The 23465-nt window shown below is 70.0% G+C and carries 25 protein-coding genes; 16 read left to right on the top strand and 9 right to left on the bottom strand.

What is annotated here, in order from left to right:
* The coding region (locus ABTZ89_RS01355) for a molybdopterin cofactor-binding domain-containing protein (protein ID WP_351038792.1) at positions 1–433 on the top strand (433 nt) is incomplete at its 5' end.
* A 9-nt stretch (positions 434–442) separates the two neighbouring features.
* Here the strand turns inward: ABTZ89_RS01355 and larC are convergent.
* From larC to ABTZ89_RS01335, 4 genes are read right to left on the bottom strand one after another with little or no spacing between them, the layout of a single operon-like run.
* On the bottom strand, positions 443–1582 hold the full coding sequence (larC, locus tag ABTZ89_RS01350) for a nickel pincer cofactor biosynthesis protein LarC (RefSeq protein ID WP_351038790.1): 1140 nt from the start codon (positions 1580–1582) through the stop codon (positions 443–445).
* Positions 1579–2247 carry a nickel pincer cofactor biosynthesis protein LarB gene (gene larB, locus ABTZ89_RS01345; protein ID WP_351038788.1) on the bottom strand — a complete coding sequence of 223 codons (669 nt, stop codon included), beginning with the start codon at positions 2245–2247 and terminating at the stop codon, positions 1579–1581. Before larB ends, larC begins: the two co-directional genes overlap by 4 nt.
* On the bottom strand, positions 2244–3068 hold the full coding sequence (gene larE, locus ABTZ89_RS01340; RefSeq protein ID WP_351038786.1) for an ATP-dependent sacrificial sulfur transferase LarE: 825 nt from the start codon (positions 3066–3068) through the stop codon (positions 2244–2246). The genes larB and larE overlap by 4 nt, the downstream gene beginning before the upstream one ends.
* 25 nt (positions 3069–3093) lie before the next feature.
* Positions 3094–3849, bottom strand: a complete 756-nt coding sequence (locus tag ABTZ89_RS01335; RefSeq protein ID WP_351038784.1) for an SDR family NAD(P)-dependent oxidoreductase — start codon at positions 3847–3849, stop codon at positions 3094–3096.
* Between the two features lie 270 nt (positions 3850–4119).
* Between ABTZ89_RS01335 and ABTZ89_RS01330 the strand changes: the two genes are divergently transcribed.
* Positions 4120–5634 carry a helicase HerA-like domain-containing protein gene (locus tag ABTZ89_RS01330; protein ID WP_351038782.1) on the top strand — a complete coding sequence of 505 codons (1515 nt, stop codon included), beginning with the start codon at positions 4120–4122 and terminating at the stop codon, positions 5632–5634.
* 105 nt (positions 5635–5739) lie between these two features.
* Here the strand turns inward: ABTZ89_RS01330 and ABTZ89_RS01325 are convergent, their stop codons facing one another.
* The 3 genes from ABTZ89_RS01325 to ABTZ89_RS01315 form a co-directional block, all read right to left on the bottom strand.
* Complete coding sequence (locus tag ABTZ89_RS01325) at positions 5740–6783, bottom strand: family 2 encapsulin nanocompartment cargo protein polyprenyl transferase (protein ID WP_270951810.1); 1044 nt, start codon at positions 6781–6783, stop codon at positions 5740–5742.
* Positions 6784–7003: 220 nt separating this feature from the next.
* Positions 7004–8389: a family 2B encapsulin nanocompartment shell protein gene (locus ABTZ89_RS01320; RefSeq protein WP_270951809.1), complete on the bottom strand. Its 1386-nt coding sequence runs from the start codon at positions 8387–8389 to the stop codon at positions 7004–7006.
* Positions 8390–8415: 26 nt separating this feature from the next.
* Positions 8416–9843: a family 2B encapsulin nanocompartment shell protein gene (locus tag ABTZ89_RS01315; protein WP_502949497.1), complete on the bottom strand. Its 1428-nt coding sequence runs from the start codon at positions 9841–9843 to the stop codon at positions 8416–8418.
* 558 nt (positions 9844–10401) lie between these two features.
* Here ABTZ89_RS01315 and ABTZ89_RS01310 point away from each other — a divergent pair.
* The 11 genes from ABTZ89_RS01310 to ABTZ89_RS01260 all read left to right on the top strand — a co-directional run bounded on the left by ABTZ89_RS01310 (position 10402) and on the right by ABTZ89_RS01260 (position 17327).
* The gene (locus ABTZ89_RS01310) at positions 10402–10671 is read left to right on the top strand and encodes a helix-turn-helix domain-containing protein (protein WP_270951805.1); all 270 of its coding nucleotides are present in this window, start codon (positions 10402–10404) and stop codon (positions 10669–10671) included.
* Positions 10668–11435, top strand: a complete 768-nt coding sequence (locus ABTZ89_RS01305; RefSeq protein ID WP_351038777.1) for a bestrophin-like domain — start codon at positions 10668–10670, stop codon at positions 11433–11435. The genes ABTZ89_RS01310 and ABTZ89_RS01305 overlap by 4 nt, the downstream gene beginning before the upstream one ends.
* Entirely contained in the window at positions 11435–12550 is a 1116-nt protein-coding gene (locus ABTZ89_RS01300; protein WP_351038775.1) for a DUF6923 family protein, read from the top strand. The genes ABTZ89_RS01305 and ABTZ89_RS01300 overlap by 1 nt, the downstream gene beginning before the upstream one ends.
* A 48-nt stretch (positions 12551–12598) precedes the next feature.
* A complete protein-coding gene (locus ABTZ89_RS01295; protein ID WP_270951799.1) occupies positions 12599–13051 on the top strand; it encodes a DUF4442 domain-containing protein in 453 nt (150 codons plus the stop codon).
* A 138-nt stretch (positions 13052–13189) separates the two neighbouring features.
* Complete coding sequence (locus ABTZ89_RS01290; protein ID WP_351038773.1) at positions 13190–14194, top strand: cation diffusion facilitator family transporter; 1005 nt, start codon at positions 13190–13192, stop codon at positions 14192–14194.
* A gap of 57 nt (positions 14195–14251) precedes the next feature.
* A complete protein-coding gene (locus ABTZ89_RS01285) occupies positions 14252–14539 on the top strand; it encodes an ArsR/SmtB family transcription factor (RefSeq protein WP_270951797.1) in 288 nt (95 codons plus the stop codon).
* A complete protein-coding gene (locus ABTZ89_RS01280) occupies positions 14536–14919 on the top strand; it encodes a VOC family protein (RefSeq protein WP_270951796.1) in 384 nt (127 codons plus the stop codon). The genes ABTZ89_RS01285 and ABTZ89_RS01280 overlap by 4 nt, the downstream gene beginning before the upstream one ends.
* 82 nt (positions 14920–15001) lie before the next feature.
* Positions 15002–15523 carry a COG4315 family predicted lipoprotein gene (locus ABTZ89_RS01275; RefSeq protein ID WP_351038770.1) on the top strand — a complete coding sequence of 174 codons (522 nt, stop codon included), beginning with the start codon at positions 15002–15004 and terminating at the stop codon, positions 15521–15523.
* 141 nt (positions 15524–15664) lie between these two features.
* Positions 15665–16150, top strand: a complete 486-nt coding sequence (locus ABTZ89_RS01270) for a DUF1269 domain-containing protein (RefSeq protein ID WP_270951794.1) — start codon at positions 15665–15667, stop codon at positions 16148–16150.
* A 96-nt stretch (positions 16151–16246) separates the two neighbouring features.
* Positions 16247–16654, top strand: coding sequence for a DUF7144 family membrane protein (locus ABTZ89_RS01265; protein WP_351038767.1), 408 nt, complete (start codon positions 16247–16249; stop codon positions 16652–16654).
* A 34-nt stretch (positions 16655–16688) separates the two neighbouring features.
* The gene (locus ABTZ89_RS01260) at positions 16689–17327 is read left to right on the top strand and encodes a GAP family protein (RefSeq protein WP_270951791.1); all 639 of its coding nucleotides are present in this window, start codon (positions 16689–16691) and stop codon (positions 17325–17327) included.
* Between the two features lie 68 nt (positions 17328–17395).
* Here the strand turns inward: ABTZ89_RS01260 and ABTZ89_RS01255 are convergent, their stop codons facing one another.
* Both ABTZ89_RS01255 and ABTZ89_RS01250 read right to left on the bottom strand, forming a co-directional pair.
* Positions 17396–17896, bottom strand: coding sequence for a peptidylprolyl isomerase (locus tag ABTZ89_RS01255; protein ID WP_270951789.1), 501 nt, complete (start codon positions 17894–17896; stop codon positions 17396–17398).
* A gap of 137 nt (positions 17897–18033) precedes the next feature.
* Positions 18034–19242: an acetyl-CoA C-acetyltransferase gene (locus ABTZ89_RS01250; RefSeq protein ID WP_270951788.1), complete on the bottom strand. Its 1209-nt coding sequence runs from the start codon at positions 19240–19242 to the stop codon at positions 18034–18036.
* Between the two features lie 190 nt (positions 19243–19432).
* Here ABTZ89_RS01250 and ABTZ89_RS01245 point away from each other — a divergent pair, with 190 nt between their 5' ends.
* From ABTZ89_RS01245 to ABTZ89_RS01235, 3 genes are all read left to right on the top strand, one after another.
* Positions 19433–20953, top strand: a complete 1521-nt coding sequence (locus ABTZ89_RS01245) for a 3-hydroxyacyl-CoA dehydrogenase (protein WP_351038764.1) — start codon at positions 19433–19435, stop codon at positions 20951–20953.
* Positions 20954–21090: 137 nt separating this feature from the next.
* Positions 21091–22251, top strand: a complete 1161-nt coding sequence (locus ABTZ89_RS01240) for an acyl-CoA dehydrogenase family protein (RefSeq protein ID WP_270951786.1) — start codon at positions 21091–21093, stop codon at positions 22249–22251.
* Positions 22252–22454: 203 nt separating this feature from the next.
* Positions 22455–23465 (top strand): glycoside hydrolase family 5 protein, encoded by a 1011-nt coding sequence (locus ABTZ89_RS01235; RefSeq protein ID WP_270951785.1) that lies wholly within the window; start codon positions 22455–22457, stop codon positions 23463–23465.

Genomic DNA, 23465 nt, shown 5'->3' with positions numbered 1-23465 from the left:
GCACAGCTTCGGCGCCCAGTTCGCCGAGGTCAGGGTGCACGTCGACACCGGGGAGGTGCGGGTGCCGCGGATGCTGGGCGTCTTCGCGGCCGGCCGGATGATCAACGCCAAGACGGCCCGCTCCCAGCTGCTGGGCGGCATGACCATGGGCCTGTCCATGGCGCTGCACGAGCACAGCGTGGTGGACCCCCGCTACGGCCACGTGATCAACCACGACTTCGCCGAGTACCACATAGCGACCAACGCCGACGTCGGCGAGATCGAGATCCACTGCCTCGACGAGCACGACCCGTACGTGAACCCGATGGGCACCAAGGGAATCGGGGAGCTCGGCATCGTGGGAACGGCGGCGGCCATCGCCAACGCGACCCACCACGCCACCGGAACCAGGGTCAGGGACCTGCCGATAACCCTCGACAAATTCCTGACCTGATACCGCAGGTCAGTCCGCAGCGGCGAGGGCTTCGGCGGCGATGACGTGCAGCGGCCGGTCCAGGGCCGCGGCGGCTGCTGCTACGTCGTCGTGCTCGGGTTTGGTGCGGTAGGGGCCGTGTTTCAGGCGGATCGCGTGGCCTTCGACGGTGACCGTGGTGGTGCGGCGGGGGAGGGCTCGGCGGTCGACCTGGTGGCTGCGGATGCCGAGGCTGCCGGTTTCGGACAGGACCAGTTCGGTCAGGGCCGGTTCCCGGTGGGGGTGGCAGAGGACGTGCAGGACGTGGGCCGGGCGGGACTTCTTCGTCGTCGACGGGGTCGTCCACGCGTCGGCCGCGCCTGCCCGCAGGGCCCGGTCGATGACGTGGCCGAGGAGTTCGCCGGTGACGTCGTCCACATTGCACTCCAGGACCAGCATCGGCTCGGCCGGTTCGGCGGTCAGCGGGGTGCCGAGGGTTGCGGTGAGGACGTTGGGGCGCTGCGGGAACCGTCGGGTGCCGGCGCCGAAAGCGGTGTTCTGGACGGTCATCGCGGGTGGCGGGACGAACTCGGTCCCGATCGTGGTGAGCAGAGCAGCGCCAGTGGGGGTGACTGTTTCGCCGGGCAGGTCGGTGCCGACGACCGCTGCGCCGCGCAGCAGCTGGAGCGTTGCCGGAGCTGGGGCGGGCAGCACGCCGTGAGCGCAGCGGACTGTGCCGGTGCCCAGCGCCAACGGTGCGGAATGGACGGCTGTGACACCCAAAACGTGCAGCGCGGCGGCCACGCCGACGGTATCGACCACGGTGTCCAGACCGCCGATCTCGTGCAGGTGCACGTCATCGGGGTGCTGGCCGTGCAGCGCGCCCTCCACCTCGGCGATCGCGCGGACCGCCGCGGCGGCCAGCTCCGCGACGGGCTCGGGCCGGGCTCGGCGGACCCGGGCGATGAGTTCCGAGGCGTGGCGTTCGGTGCTGGTGTCGTCGACCTCCACCACGGCCTTGGTCGCTGCGATGCCGTTGACCTGGACCTGCTCGCTGCGCAGCCGCCAGCCCGCCAGTCCGGTCGATTCGACCGCGGCGCGCACGTCTTCCAACGGCGCTCCGAGGCCGAGCAGCGCGCCGAGCAGCATGTCACCGGACATCCCGGTGACCGGGTTGAGCCATAGGATCATCGGCGTCCCGCCGCAGTGTGGGCCAGCCGGTGCGCGGCCATCGCCGCGCCGAAGCCGGAATCGATGTTGACCACGGTCAGGCCGGCCGCGCACGAGGTCAGCATGGCCAGCAGTGCCGTCACGCCCTCCAAGGCCGCGCCGTAACCGGTCGACGTGGGCACCGCGATCACCGGGCACGCCACCAGACCGCCGACCGCGCTGGCCAGCGCCCCCTCCATCCCGGCCACCACGATCACCGCGTCCGCCTGCGCCAGCTCCTCGCGGGCCGCCAGCAGCCGGTGGATGCCGGCCACACCGACGTCGCGCACGACATGCGCGGTCAGCCCGATCGCCGCGCACACCGCTTCGGCCTCGGCGGCGACCGGCCAGTCCGAGGTGCCCGCGGTGGCGATGCACACCCGGAACGGGCGGGGCTGCGCCGGTCGGCACACCAGCAGGCGCGCGGTCTCGTCGTAGCTTCCACCGGGCACCTGGACCTGCGCTGCGACGTCGGCTTCCAAACGGGTCACCAGCACCGGGCCGGTGCTGCGGGCGAGCAGTTCGGTGACGATCCCGGTGATCTCCGCAGGTCGCTTGCCGGGGGCGTAGACGACTTCGGGCAGCCCCTGCCGGGTTTCGCGGTCGGTGTCCACCCGCGCGTAGCCGAGGTCGGCGAACCCGGTCATGACGCGGTCCGGGTCGGCAGCAGCGGCAGCAGGGCGTTCATCCGTCCACTTCGGAACCCGCCCAGGTCGAGCGAGCAGAACTCGAACCCGGCCTCGCGCACGACCCGGTCCAGCTCGGCGTGCTGCGCCGCGGCGCGGTCGATGTCGCCGTCCGGCACCTCCAGCCGGGCAACAGTGCCGTGCGCGTGCGAGCGCACCCGACAGACCTCGAAACCCAGCGCGTGCACGGCGGTCTCGGCGCGCTCGATGCGCCCGAGCACTTCCGGGGTCACGGGATCGCCGTAGGCGACGCGGGAGGCCAGGCAGGCAGCGGCGGGCTTGTCCGCGGTGGGAAGGCCGAGCTCGCGGCTGGCCCGGCGAACGGCTTCCTTGGTCAACCCGGCGTCCACCATCGGCGCGATGGCACCGCGCTGCGCGGCCGCTTGCTGGCCGGGGCGGTGGTCGCCGAGGTCGTCGAGGTTCGTGCCCAGCGCGATCCGCGCACCCAAGGCCGCGGCCAACGGCTCGACCGCGTCGAACAGGGCTGATTTGCAGTGGTAGCAGCGATTTCCGTCGTTGGCCGCGTACTCCGGGCGCTCGGCCTCGTCGGTGCAGACCTCGACGTGCGCGAAGCCGCGGGTGCGGGCGAACTCCCTGGCCTGACGTCGTTCCGCGGCGGCCAGGCTGGGGGAGACGGCGGTGACGGCCAGCATCCGCGAGCCGAGCACCTCGTGCGCCACGGCCGCTACCAAGGCGGAGTCCACACCCCCGGAGAACGCCACGACCAGGCCGTCCTCCTCGCTGATCCGCTGCCGGAGCCGATCGAGATCGGACGCGCTCACGGTCCCACTCCTTCCAGGTGCCGGTTCAGATGGCGGTCATGCCGCCGTCCATGACGAAGGCGCTGCCGTTGGCGAAACGCGACTTCGCCAGGAACGCGATGCCCTCGGCGACCTCTTCCGGAGTGCCCATCCTGCCGTCCAGCTGGCGCTGCTCCATGGCTTCGCGCGCGGCGTCGGGATCCGGGGCGTCGGCCAGGATCTTGCCGATCCACTCGCTGGCCACCGTGCCGGGACAGATCGCGTTGGCCCGGATGCCCTGGTCGGCGTAGTCGACAGCGATGGAGCGGGTGAGCCCGATGACCCCGGCCTTGGACGCGCAGTAGGCGGCCCGGTTGCGCACGCCGACCACCCCGGCGACCGAGGAGACGTTGACGATGCACCCGCCGCCGGCTGCCACCATCCGGGGCAGCACGATCCGGCAGGTCTCGAACAGCGCGGTCAGGTTCACGCCGAGCACGGCGTCCCAGCCCTCGCGGCTGGTCTCGGTGACCGTCGCGGCGATGCCGATCCCGGCGATGTTGGCCAGCAGCTGCGGCGTCCCGCCGAAGTGCTGCTCAGCGCTGTCCACGGCCGCCTCGAACGCATCGGCGTCGCGCACGTCCAGCGCGACCGGCAACGCCTCCGACCCCGCTTCGGCCACCGCCTGAGCAGCTCGTTCGGTCCCGCTGCCGGAGATGTCGACGGCCACGACCCGGTAGCCCTCGGCGGCGAGCGCGATGGAGGTGGCGTATCCGATGCCGGATCCGGCGCCGGTGACGATGGCCGTGCGAACGTCGTGCAACGGACTGCCTCCTGGTAATCCACAGTGGACTTGAAGGGGGTTCGAGCTGATCGTCCGACCAGAGCACTCTAGGCGTGTGCAGGACGTCGCTGTCAAGGGAGATGACTGGGCGGAAGCGCCTGGTTGACGGCCGCCGTGCGGGGCGGTAAGCGGCGCCGGCCCGGTGGGTGCCGGACTCGCCGACGTGTCGCTCGTCCGGGTGGCTCACCGCGGTGCTCGCGACCAGCGGACCTAGTGTTCGAAACCGGGACTGATCAGCGCTAGGAGGACGTGGTGGCGGACAACGCGGCGCGGCAGATCGCTTCGGGCTACGCGACCGAAGGAGCTGCTGTCGATCTCGGAGCAGTGGTCGTGGACGGTGCCGTCGACGCCGAGGCGGCGGTGCGCATCCCGCTGGCCACGATGAACCGGCACGGCCTGGTCGCCGGCGCGACCGGCACCGGCAAGACCAAGACGCTGCAGCTGCTGGCCGAGCAGCTCTCCGACGCCGGGGTGCCAGTGCTGCTCGCCGACGTCAAGGGCGACCTGTCCGGACTGGCGCGACCAGGCGAGGGCGGCGGCAAGGTGGCCGCTCGCGCGGCCGAGGTCGGCGACGACTGGGCGGCCACCGGCTACCCGGTGCAGTTCTGGTCGCTGGGCACCAGCGGCCGCGGCCTGCCGATCCGCGCGACCGTGACCAGCTTCGGCCCGCTGCTGCTGGCCAAGGTGCTGGGGCTCAACGCGACGCAGGAATCGACGCTGGGGCTGATCTTCCACTGGGCCGACCAGCACGGCCTCGCGCTGCTGGACCTCAAGGACCTGCGCGCGGTGATCCAATACCTGACCAGCGACGAGGGCAAGGCGGAGCTGAAGGGTATCGGCGGGGTCTCGGCGGCCACCGCCGGAGTCATCCTGCGCGCGCTGTCCAACTTGGAGGCCCGCGGCGGCGAGGAGTTCTTCGGCGAACCGGAACTCGCGGTCGGCGACCTGATCCAGCAGGTCGACGGCAAGGGCGTGGTGAACCTGCTGGAACTGGACGACGTGCAGGCCGATCCGGTGCTGTTCTCCACGTTCCTGATGTGGCTGCTGGCCGAGCTCTTTGAGGAGCTCCCGGAAGCGGGCGACCTCGACCGGCCGAAGCTGGTGTTCTTCTTCGACGAAGCGCACCTGCTGTTCTCCGAGGCGTCCAAGGCGTTCCTGGAGCGCATCGAGCAGACCGTGAAGCTGATCCGTTCCAAGGCCGTGGGCGTCTTCTTCTGCACGCAGCTGCCCACGGACCTGCCCAACCCGGTGCTGTCCCAGCTCGGCGCGCGCGTGCAGCACGCGATCCGCGCGTTCACCCCGGAAGACCAGAAGGCCTTGAGCCGCACGGTCAAGACGTACCCGACCACCGAGCACTACGAGCTCGACGAGGCGCTGACCTCGTTGGGCATCGGCGAAGCGATCGTCACGGTGCTCTCGGAGGTCGGTGCGCCGACGCCGGTGGCGTGGACCCGGTTGCGGCCGCCCCGGTCGTTGATGGGAGCGATCGGCGAGGACGCCGTGCGGGAAAGCGCTGCGGGTTCGCCGCTGCACGGCAAGTACCAGGAGACCATCGATCGCGAGTCGGCCTACGAACTCCTCGCGCGCAAGGTCGCCGCCGCACCGGAGGAGCCGGAACCGGACGTGGACAAGCCCGCCGAGGACAAACCCGGCGCCTTGCAGCAGGCGATGGAGAACCCGGCGGTCAAGTCGTTCTTCCGCTCAGCGGCGAGCGCCCTCGGCCGCGAGATCACCAGAGGCCTCTTCGGCAACCGCCGCCGCTGACCGGAGCGGGCTCGGCAGGCGAGGTGATCGTGCCTGGAACTGGCCGCTTCCTCGCGATCGGGTGGGGAGCCAGTTCCAGGCACATCGGCGGAGTCCTTCGCGCGGTCAGTGGTCTCGGTGGGTCATCAGGTGGGCCAGGGCGCCGAGCTGTTCTGCTGCTCGGGGTCCCAGGTCCGCTCGGTTGAGGTCGGCGAGGGCTGAGTTGAGGAGTTCGTCGGACTGGTTCTGGCTCCAGCTGCGCCCGCCGGCCAGGGCGATCAGCTCGGCGGATTGGGCCAGGTCGCTGCCGGACAGCGGTTGGTCGCGGAGGTAGATCGCGGCCAACCGCTGCCCAGCCGGCGTGCCGGAGGTCAGCGCGGAGACCACCGGCAGGGTCTTCTTGCGGGTGCGCAGGTCGGAGAACACCGGTTTGCCGGTGATGGCCGGATCTCCCCAGATCCCCAGCAGATCGTCGACGTGCTGGAACGCCAGGCCGACCCGTTCGCCGAAGCTGCGCAGCCGGGCGATCTGGTCGGGCTTGCCGCCGCCGAACATCGCCCCGAGAGCGCACGCGCAGCCCAGCAGCGCGCCGGTCTTGTCGCGGGCCATCCGCTGGCATTCGCCCAGGTCCACGCTGCGGCGGTCCTCGAACGACAGGTCGGCGACCTGCCCGTTGATCAGGTTCAGTACGGCCGTGCTCAACGCCCGCACCGCATCGGCGGCTGCGGAGTGGTGGCACGCCCCGAGCACGTCGGCTGCCAGGGTCAGCAGCGCGTCCCCGGCCAGGATCGCCGGGCCGCTGCCGAACACCGTCCACGCGGTGGGGCGGTGCCGGCGGGTCACGTCGCCGTCCATCACGTCGTCGTGCAGCAGCGAGAAGTTGTGCACCAGCTCGACGGCGACGGCGGCGGGGACGGCCACCGCGGGGTCACCGCCGACAGCGCTGGCGGTGAGCAGCACCATGGCCGGGCGCAGTGCTTTGCCGCGATCGGCGCGCACCGGGTTGCCGTGCTCGTCCCACCACCCGAAGTGGTAGCCGGCGACTTGCTGCATCGTGGTGGGCAACCGGTCGACCGCGGCCCGCAGCGCGGGCTCGACCATGGTGCGGCTCCGGGTCAAAGCCTCGTAAGCCGCCCCTGCCCGGTGGGCGTCCTGGTGGATGGTGGTCATCCGATTTCCCTTTCGAAAAAAGAGGTTTTCCATCCTCGTTCTGCGTGGCGGTGCGGGTGGCGGAACCTCAGCGCCCGCCCGCGCGGTGCCCGTCGTGCTTCGCTGTCGCGGGCCGGACAAGATGGAAAAGGTGGGATTCCTGCGGCGGATCGGGTTGACCGCTCCGCCTCGACCAGCCGGTGGTCGGGTCGTGAGCGCGAACCCACGACCCGACGAGCCGTCAGCGGTTGGTCTCGACGTGCTCGAGCACGCCGAGCGCGTCGGGCACCAGCACGGCTGCTGAGAAGTAGGTGCTGACCAGGTACGAGATGAGGGCCTGGTCGTTGATCCCCATGAACCGCGCGGAGAGCCCGGGCTGGTACTCGTCGGGGATGCCGGTCTGGTGCAGGCCGACCACGCCGCTGTCCTCCTCCCCGATGCGCATGCAGAGGATCGAGCTGGTCCCGTTGTCGCTGATCGGGATCTTGTCGCTGGGCAGCAGCGGCACCCCGCGCCAGGCCTGCACCCGGCGGCCCGCCACCTCGGTGGTCTCCGGGTAGATCCCGCGCCGGTTGCACTCCCGCCCGAACGCGGCGATGGTGCGCGGATGCGCCAGGAAGAACCGCGACTTGCGGCGGCGGGCGAGCAGTTCGTCCAGATCGGCGGGGGTGGGTGGTCCGGTGCGGGTGTGGATGCGTTGGCGCAGGTCGGCGTTGTGCAGCAGACCGAAGTCGCGGTTGTTGAGCAGTTCGTGCTCTTGGCGTTCGCGCAGCGCTTCGATGGTGAGCCGGAGCTGCTGCTCGGTCTGGTTCATCGGCTGGTTGTAGAGGTCGGCGACGCGGCTGTGCACCCGCAGCACGGTCTGCGCGACGGTGAGCTCGTACTCGCGGGGTTCGAGCTCGTAGTCCACGTAGGTCGAGGGCAGTGACGGCTCGCCGGAGTGCCCGGCGGCGAGCGAGATCTCGGCCTCGCCGTGCTTGTTCTGGCTCGGGGCGGGCTGTCCCTGGCTGCCCGCGATGTGCGCCCGGAGCTGGTCGAACCGCAGGCTGACCGCTTGCAGGGCCCTGCTGGTCAGGATCAGCGCGGTGCACGGGGTGGTGGCCTTGTAGGTGTGCTGCCAGGAGCTCTCGCCGGCGAGCACGTGCGCGCCGAAGAATTCGCCGTCGGCGAGCACGGCCAGCGAGGCGTCGTCGCCGTACTTGCCGGTGCCGATCTTGTCGATCTTGCCGTGGGCGATGAGCACGACCTGCTCGGCGGGCTGACCGGCCCGCGCGATCACCTGGCCGGGCTCGAACTCCTGCTGGATGAACCGGTCGGCCAGCGCGCCGAGCGCGGTGTCGTCGTCGAATCCGCGCAGGAGCGGGAGTTCGCGCAGCTCCTGCGGGATCACCCGCACGTCGGAGCCGGTGTTGGTGAAGGTGATCCGGCCGTCGCCGACGGCGTAGGTCAGGCGCCGGTTGACCCGGTAGGTGCCTGCGCCGACGTCGATCCACGGCAGCATCCGCACCAACCACCGGGAGGTGGTGCCCTGCATCTGCGGGACGGACTTGGTCGTCGTCGACAGCTGGCGCGCTGCCGCGGTGCTCAGGCTCAGCGGCGCCGATTCCTCGGTGTTGGGTGCGGTCACGATGTCCACTGCTCCTCGTGGTGAGTTCAGGCCCGGCCGAGCTCGACGTGCTCGAGCACGCCGAGGGCGTCGGGCACCAGCACGGCCGCCGAGTAGTAGGCGCTGACGAGGTAGGAGATGAGGGCCTGGTCGTTGATCCCCATGAACCGCACGGACAGCCCGGGCTGGTACTCGTCGGGGATGCCGGTCTGGTGCAGGCCGACCACGCCCTGGTTCTCCTCGCCGGTGCGCACGAGCAGCACGTTGCTGGTGCGGCTGTCGCTGACGTGCAGCTTGTTGCACGGCAGGATCGGAACGCCCCGCCACGACGGCACCTGGTGGCCGCCGAGGTCGATGCTGTGCGGGTAGATGCCGCGCTTGCTGCACTCTTGCCCGAACGCGGCGATGGTGCGCGGGTGCGCCAGGAAGAACCCGGGGTCCTTCCACACCAGCGCCAGCAGTTCGTCGAAGTCGTCCGGGGTGGGCGGGCCGGTGCGGGTGTGGATGCGCTGGCGCAGGTCGGCGTTGTGCAGCAGACCGAAGTCGCGGCTGTTGATCAGCTCCTCCTCCTGCCGCTCGCGCAACGCCTCGATGGTCAGCCGGAGCTGCTGCTCGGTCTGGTTCATCGGCTGGTTGTAGAGGTCGGCGACGCGGCTGTGCACCCGCAGCACGGTCTGCGCGACGCTGAGCTCGTACTCGCGCGGCGTGAGCTCGTAGTCCACATAGGTCCCCGACAGCTGCGGCTCGCCCGCGTGACCGGAGGCGATCTCGATCTCGGCCTCGCCGTGCGGGTTGTGCTGGCGCTTCGGCTGGGACAGGGTGATCCGCACGTGTTCGCGCAGGGCTTCCGAGTGGCCGTTCATGTCCTGAAAGGCCTGGTGCCGCAAGGAGAGCACGGTGCACCGGGTGACGGCCTGGTAGGTGGAGTTCCAGGTGACCGGTTCGCCGCCGAGCACGTGCGCGCCGAAGAACTCGCCGTCGGCCAGCACGCCGAGCACGGTCTGGTCGCCGTACTCGCCGGTGCCGATCTTGTTGATCTTGCCGTGGGCGATGAGCACGACCTGGTCGGCCGGTTGGCCGGCGGTGGCGATGACCTGGCCCGGCTCGAACTCCTGCTGGACGAACCGGTCGGCGAGCGCGCCGAGCACGGCGTCGTCGTCGAACCCGCGCAGCAGCGGGATCTCGCGCAGCTCCTGCGGGACGACGCGCACGTCCGCGCCGGTGTTGGAGAAGGTCACGCGCCCGTCGCCGAGGGTGTAGCTCAGACGCCGGTTGACCCGGTACACGCCGCCGGAGGCCTGCACCCAGGGCAGCATCTTCAGCAGCCAGCGCGAGGTGATGCCCTGCATCTGCGGTACGGATTTGGTCGTGGTCGCCAGATTTCGGGCCGCTGCCGTGCTCAGGCTCAACTGCGGCGCAGGGGTCTCGCGGGTGTTGACCGGTTCGGTCGAAGTCACGCCAATACCACCAATCATCTCGCCCGCCGAGTTCGGGCAGCCGAATTGCTCCGAGGAATGGTTTCGCTGGAATTGAGAATGGCCGAAAAGAAATGTCCGAGCGGTTGCCGAGTGGCTGCCTCGCTCGCTGCCGACGGCGACGTTATCACTGCTGATCTCGGCCGTACAGTCACCCGAAAGTGCAGCTCGAATCGGTAAAGCGGGAGGTAGAACGCCCGATTTGGATCACCTGGATCGCGGCTTGCGGGAGACTCTGCGTGATCGGGTTCGGCAATTCGGTCCCGCAATTCGGCGGTGCCACACCTGCTCGCGCTAGGCCATTCCGGTGATCAGGTCATATTCCTCGGCCGCATTGCTCCACCCGGGTGATTCGCTTCGAATGGCCAGATTCCACGAATCGGACCATCCGCGCTCCGTCCAATTCGGAGTACTGTTCGGGCCGCGGACGAACCGCGTTCTTCGCGGTGTTTCCTTCAGTAATTCTGAAATCGTGTCGAGCGGGCTGCGTTGCCCGTTCTCGTGCAGCAGGAGGCGGGCGAGCGTGTGCGCAAGCGGCATCAGGTCTGCGGAGATCGAGTGGGAGGCGATGTCGTCGTGAAGTGGAACCTGCGGTTGGTCGCGGCCCAGCGGGGCATTTGGAAGGCCGCCGAGCTGCAACGGCTGCTCGCCGACCACGGCCTGGTGGTCTCGGCCGGGAAGATGTCCGGTCTGTGGTCGAAGACCCCGGCCAGCCTCAAGCTGTCCGATTTGGACATCATCTGCACCGCCCTGGGCTGCCAGGTCGGCGATCTGCTGGTGCCCGAACCGGTCGTGCCGCGCAGCGAAGGCCTGCGCAGCGTCGAGTGAGCATCTACCTGCAGGGCCTGGTCTGGGTGCTGGGCGCATCGGTGGCCGCCGCGCTGGTCGGCTACCTGGTGCGCCGCCTGGGCCAGGACGAAGGGCGGCCGAGCAACAACGACGCGGCGGGGCAGGTGTTCACCATCGTCAGCGGCCTGCAGGCGGTGGTGCTCGCCTTCGTGCTGGTAACCCTGTTCGACGCGGTGACCGACGCCAGGGACGGGTCGTACCGGGAGGCGCAGGGCCTGGCCGCGGTCGCGTGGGCGGTGGACTCGCTGCCCGAGCCGGCCGGTGACCAGGTGCGCGAGCTCGGCGCGGCCTACCTGCACACGGTCATCGACCAGGAGTGGCCGGTCATGCAGAGCGGCGGCGAGGTGACCGGGCCGGGCTGGGCGCAGCTGGACCGGATCCGCGAGGTGGTGCTGAACGCCGGGGCCGACGGCGAGTTCGAGGAGGACCGCAAGACCGAGGCCTCCACCCAGCTCGGCCAGGTCTACGAGGAACGGCACGAACGCTTGACCAGGGCGTTCGACCGCGGCGTGGTGGCCGTGGTGTGGTTCGTGCTGATCGCGGGCAGCGTGGTCTGCGTGCTGCTGCCGAACCTGTTCGGCGGCACCAGGCTGTTCCCGCACATCGTGCTGGTGTCCACTTTGGCCGGTGCGCTGGCGCTGCTGCTGTTCGCGATCTTCCAGCTGCAGAACCCGTTCAGCGGCGGATCCCGGATCGGTCCGGAGGCCTTCCGCTGGGCGCTCGAGCGGCTCGGGCGAAGTTGATGTGGTGGCGTGCGGCCGCGGCCTCGGCCGCGCTGGTGCTGCTGGCGTCGGTGACCTGGGTGCTGAGCGCGGCGGCGGTGCCGGAGTGCTCGGTGCTGCAGGTCCGCAACCGAGGTGGGCCTTCGGCCGCGTACCGGGTCGACTTTCCCGCCGCGACCAGCACCAGGCTGGACCCTCCGGGCTACCGCCTCAACGCGCTCGGGTACGCGGCCTCGCAGCACCTGGTCTACGCCGTGGGCGACGGCGGGCGTGCGGTGGCGTTGACCGCCGACGGCCAGGCCCGGGAACTGGGGCCGATCCGCGCCGGGAGGGAGGGGACCTGGTGGTATCCGCTGAGCACTCCGGACGCAGGTGCGATATCCGGAAACCGCTGGTACCTGGCGGAAAGCGGATATCTGTACACAGTGGACGTGCGTCCTGGGAGCCGGACCTTCCTGGAAGTGCTGTCGATGGTCGCCATCGAGGACCGGTCGTGGCGGTCGTTCGACGACTTCGACGTGGACCCCGTCGACGGCGAGCTCTACGGCATCGGCACCACGCGCACCGGGGCGTCGGCCCTGGTCCGGCTGGACCGCGGCAGCGGGCGGGTGGCGGAGGTCGTCGACGTGCCGCAGCTGCCGCCGCTGAGCTACGGATCAGTGGTGATCGGGTCCGATCGCGCGCTCTACGTCACGGCCAACGAGTCGGGCGGGATGTACCGGGTGGAACGGGGTGGCGCAGTGACCCGGCTGGCCACCGTCCTGCCGATGCTGAGCTCCGACGCGGCGGGTTGCCTGTCCGGGGAAGCGCCGCCCCCGGTTCCGCCGCCGACGTCCTCGACCACGACATCGCCGACGAGCACGACCTCCCCGACGACCACGCCGTCGCCGGTGCCAACGCCGACGACGACAACCCGACCGCCGAGCTCGCCGGCATCGGAGCCCGAGCCGACCCCGGAGCCGTCCAGCGAGCCACCGCTGCGGACCTCCGCGAAGCCCGGCAACTTCGCCCCGCCGACGCAGGAGCGCGATGCGGAGTCGTCCGGGCACAGCACGGGGGAGAAGCGGCGGTGGGCGCTGGCCGCGCTGGTGTTGCTGATCGGAGGCAGTGCTGCGGTGCGCCGCTTGGCGAGGTGATCGGGCCGGTGTTGTCAGCACAAGTTACTCATGAGTAGCATCGCTGCCATGACGAACGAGACCGCCGGCCTCGGTGCCGCCCTGTCCGAAGCCGTGCCGATGGTGCGCACGCTCAACCTGGAGTACCTCGAGGTCGCTCCGGAGCGGGCAGTGCTCCGCATGCCCGACCAGGCGGACTTCCACAACCACGTGGGCGGCCCGCACGCCGGTGCGATGTTCACCCTCGCCGAGTCCGCCAGCGGTGCCATCGTGATCGCGGCGTTCGGCGAGCAGCTCAACCGCGCGGTGCCGCTGGCGGTCCGCTCCGAGATCGACTTCAAGAAGCTCGCCATGGGCGAGGTCACGGCCACCGCGGAACTCGGCCGCCCGATCGCCGACGTGGTGGCCGAGCTGGACGCGGGGGAGCGCCCCGAGTTCCCCGTCAAGGTGAGCATCCAGCGCGCGGACGGCGCGGTCACCGGCGAGATGTCGATCACCTGGACGCTGCGCCCCAACTCGTGACGCCGAGCCCCGCGGTGGATCCACTGTGGATGTTCTGCCGCGGGGCGTCCTCACCTGCGACTTCCTCGCAGTTGCAGCGTTGTCGCGCACCTGGTCGGCGGCCTATGGTTCGGAGGTCTCCGAATCCGAGGAGTCCGGATGTGGCTCAAGCGCGAGAAGTCGGGACATCGCCACCACCGCTGGTCGCGGCTCAGGCACGCGGTCACGCCGCACAGCCACGACGCGGCTGAGTCCGTCGACCGCCCGCTGGAAGCCAGCCGGAAGGGCATGCGGGCGCTGTGGATCTCGTTCGGAGTCCTGGCCGTCACAGCGGCCGGGCAGGCCGTCCTGGTCGCGTTCACCGGGTCCGTCGCCCTGCTCGGCGACACGCTGCACAACTTCGCGGACGCGTTGACCGCGGTCCCGCTGGCGATCGCCTTCCTGCTGGCCAGGCGTGCGGCGACGCGCCGCTTCACCTACGGGCTCGGTCGCGTCGAGGACTTGGCCGGTCTGATCATCCTCGCCGTGATCGCCGCTTCCGCCGCGATGGCGGCGTGGGAGTCGGTGGCGCGGCTGGTCTCCCCGCAGCGCGTCGACCACATCGGATGGGTGGCGGCGGCCGGGCTGCTCGGCTTCGCGGGCAACGAGCTGGTCGCGCGCTACCGCATCCGGGTCGGCCGGGAGATCGGATCGGCCGCGCTGGTCGCCGACGGGATGCACGCGCGCGCCGACGGGTTCACGAGCCTCGCCGTGCTCGGCTCGGCCGCCGGAGCGGCGCTGGGCTGGTGGTGGGCGGACCCGGTCGTGGGGCTGCTGATCACCGCTGCCATCGCCGCGGTGCTGTGGAGTTCGGCCAAGGAGGTCCTCGCCCGGGTGCTCGACGCCGTCGATCCCGAGCTCGTCGGGCGCGCCGAACGCGCGTTGGCCGCCGCTCCCGGTGTGCGCGCGGTCGGGGACCTACGGCTGCGCTGGGTCGGGCACTGCCTCCGCGTCGAAGCGGAGCTGGAGGTCGACGCGCAGCTCAGCCTCGCCGAGGCGCACCGCATCGCGCACGAGGCCGAGCACCGCCTCTGGCACGAGCTGCCGAGGCTCGGCGGCGCGCTCATCCACGCGCATCCATCCGGCGCACAGGAAGCCCACGAGCTGCTCGCGCACCACCTCTGATCAGGGATTTTCGTCCCGATGTGACATGCAAGCAAATACTTGCCTATAGTGGGTGCCGTGAGTGACGTGTTCAAAGCGCTGGCGGACCCCACTCGGCGGGCGATCCTCGACGAACTGGCCGATCATGACGGCCAGACCCTGTTCGAGATCTGCACCCGGCTGACCGGGAAGCACGGTTTGGGATCGTCCCGCCAGGCCATCTCCCAGCACCTCGAGCTGCTGGAGGGGGCGGGCCTGGTCGAGGTCCGGCGGGACGGTCGCTACAAGTTCCACCACCTCAACACCGGACCGCTGGAGCACCTGCTGGACCGGTGGCTCGAACCAGAAGCGGAGGAGAGCCCGTGAAGATCTACGTGACCAGCATCTTCGTCGACGACCAGAGCAAGGCGCTCGAGTTCTACACCGAGGTGCTCGGTTTCCAGAAGAAGCGCGACATCCCGCTCGGCGAAGCCAGCTGGCTGACGGTGGTCTCGCCGGAAGCGCCGGACGGCGTCGAGCTGCTCCTCGAGCCCGACGGCCACCCGGCCGCCAAGTCCTACAAGGAAGCCCTGGTCAACGACGGAATCCCGGCCACCTCGTTCCAGGTCGACGACATCCGCGCGGAGTACGACCGCCTCACCGGCCGGGGCGTGCGCTTCACCCAGGAACCGCTCGAGATGGGGGACGTGACGACCGCGGTCTTCGACGACACCTGCGGCAACCTCATCCAGATCGTGCAGATGTAACTGGCGGGGTTCCTGCGAACGGGCGAGGGCTGGTGGTGCGAGTTATCTTCGAGCGCACCGCCTCGGCCACAGGGAGGCTGCGATGAGCCGCGCCATCCGACACCGCACATCCGCGCTGGGAAGCATCGGGTTGGTCTGCGGTGCGCTGGCACTGGTCGCAGCGTGCGTCGCCCCTGGTCAAGAACCTGCCGGTGCCGGGGTCGGAACTCCGCCGCCGCCCTCGCCCGCGCCGCCCGTCACCGGCGGGACGATCTCGGTCCAGGCCCGCCAGGTGCCCGATCTGGGGGCGGTGCTCACCGGCCCGGACGGGCGGACGGTGTACCTGTTCGACAAGGACGGGAAGTCCGAGCCCACCTGCCGCGAGCAGTGCGCGAGCGACTGGCCGCCGCTGACCACGACCGATCCGCCGGTCGCCGGTGCGGGGGTGAAGCCGGAACTGCTCTCCACCGCCCTGCGCCCGGACGGCAAGCAGCAGGTCGTCTACAACGGACACCCGCTGTACTACTACGTCGGCGACGAGATCCCGGGCCAGACCAACGGTCATGGCGTGTTCTCCGACGGGGGCTACTGGTACGCGCTGTCGCCCGACGGCAACCAGCTCTAGGCAGCCGTCGTCGGTTTCGTTCCGGTAGGACCATCTGCTCTGCCGGGGCGGGGTGGGTGTGGTCCACGCTGAGCAGGCCCGGGTGGCTGGTGTTCCGGCCTCCGGCACGCGGACCGACGCCGATCTCCTAGGAGCGAGCTCATGGCCACGCTCACCGCATGGAAGTTCCCCACCAGCGCTGGTGCCGAGGATGCCCTGCACACGCTGGAACAGCTTCAGAAGGAAGCGCTGATCAAGGTCCACGACGCGGCTGTCGTTTCCTGGCCGGAAGACCGCAAGCGGCCGAAGACGCGGCACGACAAGCGTTTCGGCGGAGCTCTCGGCGGTGCGTTCTGGGGGCTGCTGTTCGGGATGATCTTCTTCATCCCGCTGCTCGGAGCTGCCGCCGGCGCCGCCCTCGGTGCGGTCAGCATGCGCCACGTCGGCATCGACGACGACTTCGTCGACGCCGTGCGGGCCAAGATCACGCCGGGGACCTCGGGGCTGTTCGCCCTGACCTCGGACGCGGTTCCGGACAAGGTCGCGGACGCCTTCCGCGGCACCGAGGCCGAACTCGTCCACACCAACCTCTCCGGCGATCAGGAAGCTCAGCTGCGCGAGATCTTCGGCGGCGCTGACGAGGGCTGAAGCCGGGAGGGTCGTTGTTCCCTGGAACGAGGAACTCGGCACCTGCACGGTGGATCCATCGGAACGAACCGGTTGTCGAGCAGGGGGAGCGCAGTCATGACAACGCATGGAGCAGGGCGCGCGCGCACTGGCTGGGTGGGGTGGGCGTACTTCGCGGCCGCCGTCCTGCTGGTGGTCGGCATCATCCAGATCGTCAACGGTGTGATCGCCTTCGCCCACTCGGGAACCGTGCTCACACCTACCGGGACCGTGGTCCACGTCAGCTACGGGACGATCGGGTGGAGCTACCTGATCATGGGGGCGGTCCTCGTCGCCACCGGGGCTGGGCTGTTCAGCGGGCGCACGTGGGCACGCGTCGTGGCGGTCGTGCTCGCGGCGATCAGCCTGCTGGCCAACATCGCCTTCTTCGCGATGTACCCGCTCTGGTCGGCGGTGGTCATCGTGCTCAACGCGGTGGTGATCTACGCCTTGGTCGCGCACGGCAAGGAGATCAGCCGGCGGTAGCGCGCGGGTTCCGGGCCAGCGGTGGAGGTGTGCTGTGAGCCTGCAGATCCTGCCGCTGGCCATCACCATGATGGCCGGACCGCAGATCATGTCGGCGATCGTGCTCGTGACCGCGGAACGTCCGGTCCGGGTGTCCGTCGCGTTCCTCGTCGGAGTGGTCGTCGCGACCGTGCTCGGCGTGAGCATCGCCGGCGGTCTGGCCGCCCTCCTCGGGGGTGCCGTTCCGGTCGACGGAGAGTCGCGGGAGGCCCGCGAACTGGGCAAGGTCATCCAGATCTTGCTCATCGGGCTGCTGGCGCTCGTGGTGGTGAGGTCCTACCTCGGGCGGAAGACGGCTGAGCCGCCGAAGTGGCTCGGAACGCTGCTCTCGGCGACACCGGCCACGGCGCTGAAGACCGGGCTGCTGGTCGTCCTGGCGATGCCGTCGGACGTCCTGGTGATGCTGACCGTCGGGATGAACCTGCAGCACAACAAGACCGGATTGGTCGGCGCGATCCCGTTCGTGGCGGCGACCGCGTTCATCGCGGCGCTGCCGCTGCTGCTCTACCTCGTGCTGCACAAGCGCGCGATCAAGGCGATGCCGAAGGTCAGGGACTGGATGAACTCCCACAGCTGGCTGGTGAACATCGCCGTCTGCCTGATCTTCATCGTGCTCGTCGCCACCGGCGGGTGATCGCCGGTGCGGAGCGCGTGGCCACCCCGCCGACGTCGGCGAGGTGGCCACTGCGGCGTCCGTGCTGGTCAGGCCACGATCTCGGCCTTCTCGATGACCACGTCGTCCTGGGGGACGTCCTGGTGCCCGGCCTTGGAACCGGTGCGCACGCCCTTGATCGAGTCGACGACGTCCTTGCCCTCGACCACCTCGCCGAACACCGCGTAACCCCAGCCCTGCGGGTTCTTCCCGCTGTGGTTGAGGAAGTCGTTGTCCCCGACGTTGATGAAGAACTGCGCCGAGGCCGAGTGCGGGTCCATCGTCCGGGCCATCGCCACGGTGTACACGTGGTTCTTCAGCCCGTTGTCGGCCTCGTTCTGGATCGGGCCGCGGGTGGGCTTCTGCTTCATGCCGGGCTCGAACCCGCCGCCCTGGATCATGAAGTTGTTGATCACGCGGTGGAAGATCGTGCCGTCGTAGTGTCCATCCCGGACGTACTGCACGAAGTTCTCCACCGTCTGCGGTGCCTTCTCGGCGTCCAGCTGCAACACGATGTCGCCGTGATTCGTGGTCAAGCGGACCTTGGACATGCGGGCACCTCACTACCTGTGCGAACGGGGACGATCAACGCTGTCGAAGAGCGTAACCAGCGCCCGGTCGTCGCGCTCAACGGGTGGACGGGCGCCTTCCGCCGTGCGTGGTGGAAGGCGCCCGTCGTCGCTTCGCGTCAGATGCGTTCGAAGACCGCGGCGAGGCCCTGGCCTCCGCCGATGCACATGGTTTCGAGGCCGTAGCGGGCTTCTCGGCGGTGCATTTCGCGGGACAGGGTGGCCAGGATCCGGGCACCGGTGGCGCCGATGGGGTGGCCCAGGGAGATGCCGGAGCCGTTCACGTTGAGGCGGTCGAAGTCGGCCGGCTTGAACTCCCACTCGCGGGTGCAGGCCAGCACCTGCGCCGCGAACGCCTCGTTGAGCTCGATCAGGTCGACGTCGGCGAGGCCGATTCCGGCGCGCTGCAACGCCTTCGCCGTCGCCGGGACCGGGCCGATGCCCATGGTGCGCGGCGGGACGCCCGCCCGCGCCCACGACACGAGGCGGACCAGCGGGCGCAAGCCCAGCTCGGCGGCGCGCTCCGGCGTGGTCACCACGCAGATCGCCGCCGCGTCGTTCTGACCGCTGGCGTTGCCCGCGGTGACCGTCGCTTCCGGATCCTTCTTGCCCAGCACGGGTTTCAGCGCCGACAGGGAGTCCATAGTGGTCTCCGGGCGGGGGTGCTCGTCGACCTCGACCACGGTGTCGCCCTTGCGGGAGCGGACCGTCACGGGGACGATCTCGTCGGCGAACAGCCCGGCGCTCTGCGCGGCCGCCGCGCGCTGCTGCGAGCGCACCGACAGCTCGTCCTGCTCGGTGCGGGAGATCCCGTACTCGCGGCGCAGGTTCTCGGCGGTCTCCAGCATGCCGCCCGGGACCGGGTAGTTCGCGCCACCGGCGGTGACCCGACCGCGGGCCAGCGAGTCGTGCAGCTCCAGGCCGCTGCCGCGGATGCCCCAGCGGGCCTCGGTGGTGTAGAACGGCGCGCTGCTCATGCTCTCCGCGCCACCGGCCAGCACGACGTCGCTGACACCGGTCTGCACCTGCATCGCGGCGTCGAGGACGGCCTGCAGCCCGGATCCGCAGCGGCGGTCGAGCTGGGTGCCGCCGACCTCGATCGGCAGTCCGGCGTCCAGCGCCGCCACGCGGCCGATCGCCGGGGCATCGGACGTCGGGTAGCCCTGGCCGAGGATCACCTCGTCGATGGCCGAGCCGTCGAGCCCGGTGCGCTCCACCAGCGCCTTGATCACCGTCGAGGCCAGGTCGACGGCCGGAACCGTCTTGAACACCCCGCCGAACCGGCCGATCGGGGTCCGCAGCGGTTCGCAGATCACCGCTTCGCGCATCGCTTGCTCCTTCGGGTTCCGGACGGCTCGTTCCGCCGCCGTTCCCGTTCGTAGCACAGCGCCGTTGCACATCGGAACACGTGGGGATTATGTTCGATCGAGTATTACTGGCAGGTCAATTCAGTATTGGACGCTCTTGGCGTGGGCGTGCGAAGGTGCGTCGAAGGGCAACCGTGGTGGGAGGTCGACCATGCAGTGGGCGCAGCAGGTCAACGCGGTGCGGGTGATCGGCACCGGGGTGATGGGGCGCGGCATCGCGCAGATCGCCGCGGCGGCGGGCCTGACCGTGGAGCTCGCCGACGCGCGCACCGAGGCCGTGGCCGGCGCGGTCGACCAGATCGGCCGGATGTTCGACAAGCTGGCCGGCAAGGGCAAGATGACCGCCGAGCAGGCAGCCGCCGCGCGGGACCGGTTGCGGCCGGTGGACAGCCCGCTGGCGCCCACCGAGTGCGACCTGGTGATCGAGGCGGTCCGCGAGGACCTGGACACCAAGCGCGAGCTGTTCGCCGAGCTGGAGAAGATCTGCCCGGCGCACGCCGTGTTCGCCACCAACACCAGCTCGCTGCAGGTCACCTCCATCGCCACCGCGCTGTCCGACCCGAGCCGGCTGGCCGGTCTGCACTTCTTCAACCCGGTGCCGCTGATGCGCCTGGTCGAGGTGATCCCCGGGGCCCGGACCGCGGCGTGGATCCCCGACGCGCTGGTGGAGCTGGTGCGCCGGTTCGGCCACACGCCGGTGCGCGCCACCGACACCCCCGGCTTCCTGGTCAACCACGCCGGTCGCGGACTGGTCACCGAATCGCTGCAGATCCTCGCCGAGGGCCTGGCCTCCACCTCGGACGTCGACCGGATCTGCCGCGACGTGCTGGGCCTGCGGATGGGCCCGTTCGAGCTGATGGACCTGACCGGGCTCGACGTCACCCACCCGGCGATGGAGAGCATCTGGTCCGGCTACTACGGCGACCCGCGGCTGCGCCCGTCGCCGATCACCCGCACCCGCCTGGAGGCCGGTCTGCTCGGCCGCAAGACGGGGGAGGGCTTCTACTCCTACGTCGACGGCGTCAAGCAGGAGGACCCCGAACCGCAGGCCCCGGACTCGGTGGCGCACCCGGTCTGGTCGGACAGCACCGACCTGCTCGACGCGCTGGAAGGCGCGGGTGTGCGGGTCGAGCGGGGTGCCGAACCCTCCGACGAGGCGGTCGTGCTGGTCATGCCGCACGGGCACAGCGCTGCGGGCGCCGCGCGGTCGGCTGATCTGCCCGTCGCGCGGGTGTGCGGTGTGGATCCGCTGAGCACCGAGACCCGATACGTCTTGTCCGTGCATCCGGCCTGCGACAAGGAGTTCGCGCGATCCGCCTGGGCCGCGCTGGCCGCGACCGGCCGTGCGGTGACGGTGGTGCGCGACAGCCCGGGCATGGTGGCGCAGCGGATCGTCGCCGCGATCGTCAACACGAGCTGCTTCATCGCCGAGCAGCGCTTGGCGAGCCCGGCCGACATCGACACCGCCGTGCGGCTCGCGCTCGGCTACCCGCGCGGACCCCTGGAGTGGGGCCAGCACATCGGTCCGCGCCGGGTGCTGTCGATCCTGCGCGCCCTGCACTCGGCGACCGGCGACCCGCGCTACCGGCCCAGCCGCTGGCTGGTCGAGCGCGCCGAGCTCGGCCTGGACCTCACCGAGACCGGCACCACCCCGCAAGACCTGCTCACCTGACGCATCGGGGCGAACGGACCGTTGGCCCCGCGCATTGCCAATCGAGCGAACGGACCGTTCGCGCCGTCTACTGGGGCGGGCAGTCCGTTCGCTCTCGTCGTGGTGCGCGCGCAACACCGACCAGCAAGAGGAAGATCGTGGACTTCGAACTGACCGACACCCAGACCGCGTTCAAGGAGATGGCGGCGCAGTTCGTCGACGCCGAGATCGTGCCGCACGTGCGCGAGTGGGACCGCCGCGAGGAGGTCGACCTGGCGATCGTGCGCAAGCTCGGCGAACTCGGGTTCCTCGGGCTCACGCTTCCCGAGGAGTACGGCGGGGTCGAGGCCGACATGGTCAGCTACGCGCTGGTCATCGAGGAGCTCGGTCGCGGTGATTCCTCGGTGCGCGGCATCGTGTCGGTGTCGTTGGGTCTGGTCAGCAAGTCCATCGCCAGCTACGGCACCGAGGAGCAGAAGCAGCGTTGGCTGCCGATGCTGAGCAGCGGCGAAGGGCTCGGATGCTTCGCGCTGACCGAACCCGATGCCGGTTCCGACCCGGGGTCGCTGACCACCCGCGCTCGCCGCGACGGCGGGGACTGGGTGATCACCGGCCAGAAGATGTTCATCACCAACGGGACCTGGGCGAAGGTCGCGCTGCTGTTCGCGCGCACCAGCGACGACGGCGGTCGGGGCATCACGGCCTTCCTGGTGCCCACCGATTCGCCCGGCTTCACCGCCAACACCGTGCACGGCAAGCTCGGCCTGCGCGGCCAGGCCACCGCCGAGCTGGTGCTCGACGAGGTGCGGGTGCCGGATTCGGCGCGGCTCGGCGAGGTCGGCAAGGGGCTGGGCATCGCGCTGGGCGCGCTGACCAAGGGCCGGATCTCGGTTGCCGCGGGCGCGGTCGGCGTCGCGCAGGCGGCGTTGAGCGCTGCGACCCGGTACGCGGGGGAGCGGGTGCAGTTCGGCAAGCCGATCGCGTCCCGGCAGCTGGTGCAGGAACTGCTCGCGGATTCCGCGGTGGAGGTGGAGGCGGCGCGGCTGCTGACCTTGCGCGCTGCCTCGATGGCCGAGCGCGGGGTGTCCCGGGAAGCGCTGACCAAGGCGTCGTCGATGGCGAAGCTGCACGCGAGCGAGACCGCCGTCAAGGTGGCCAACAACGCGCTGCAGGTCTTCGGCGGTTACGGGTTCATCGACGAGTACCCGGTGGGCAAGTACCTCCGCGACGCCCGGGTGCTGACCCTTTACGAGGGCACCAGCCAGGTGCAGAAGCTGATCATCGGCCGGTCCCTCACCGGCGTCGACGCGCTGACCTGATCGCCGGCGAGTCCCGGGAAAGCGGGCAGGCATTCGCGCTGACCAGGACGAATGCCTGCGACTACCAGTCGTGCTCGGCGTTGACAAGTCCCTTTTGCAGGGTATGGACGGTGTTTCTCCCCGGTAGCTAGCGTGGCCCGCAATCGGAAACTAAGTTTCCGATTTCTCCGCCGCCAGGATCGCCTTCGACCGAGGAGATGCCGATGAGGTGGCAGAACGCTGTCCGCGCGGTGGCCATCGCCGCGACTCTACTCGTGACCGGCACCGCGGCCCAGGCCGCTGCGCCCGGTGCGACCGCTCCCGCTGGGCTGACCCCCGTCGCGCAGAACGGGGTCCTGTCCGTGTGCGGGATGAAGTTGTGCAACAGCAGCGGTGCTCCGGTGCAGCTGCGGGGGATGAGCACGCACGGCCTGCAGTGGTACAGCCAGTGCGTCAACGACGAATCGCTGGACGTGCTGGCCCAGGACTGGCAGGCCGACGTGCTGCGGATCTCCATGTACATCCAGGAAGGCGGCTACGAGGACGACCCGGCGAAGTTCACCGAGATGGTGAACAACTACGTCGACGACGCCACCGAGCGCGGCATGTACGCGATCATCGACTGGCACATGCTCGACCCGGGCGACCCGAACTTCAACCTGGACCGGGCCAAGACGTTCTTCACCGAAGTGGCGCAGCGCCACAAGGACAAGCCGAACGTGCTCTACGAGATCGCCAACGAGCCCAGCGGCGTCAGCTGGGACGAGATCAAGGGCTACGCCGAAGAGCTGATCCCGGTGATCCGCGAGCAGGACCCGGACTCGGTGGTCCTGGTCGGCACCCGCGCCTGGTCGTCGCTGGGCGTGTCCGAGGACGCCGACGAGAAGGAAGTCGTGGACAACCCGGTCAACGCCGACAACATCATGTACACCTTCCACTTCTACGCGGCCTCGCACGGCGACGAGTACCTGAACACGCTCTCGCGCGCGGCTGACCAGCTGCCGATGTTCGTCACCGAGTTCGGCACGCAGGAGGCCACCGGCGACGGCGGCAACGACTTCGACATGGCCCAGCGCTACCTCGACCTGATGGCCGAGAAGAACATCAGCTGGACCAACTGGAACTACTCCGACGACTCGCGATCCGGCGCGGTGTTCAAGGAAGGCACCTGCGACGCCGGACCGTACGACCAGCTCAAGCCCGCCGGCGAGTGGGTGCGCGAGCGGGTCCGGTGA

The sequence above is a fragment of the Saccharopolyspora sp. NPDC002686 genome (assembly GCF_040295745.1).
Taxonomy (GTDB): Bacteria; Actinomycetota; Actinomycetes; order Mycobacteriales; family Pseudonocardiaceae; genus Saccharopolyspora; species Saccharopolyspora oryzae.
The sequence above is the reverse complement of the archived record's forward strand: the minus strand, read 5'-3'. Positions and strand labels throughout refer to the sequence as shown.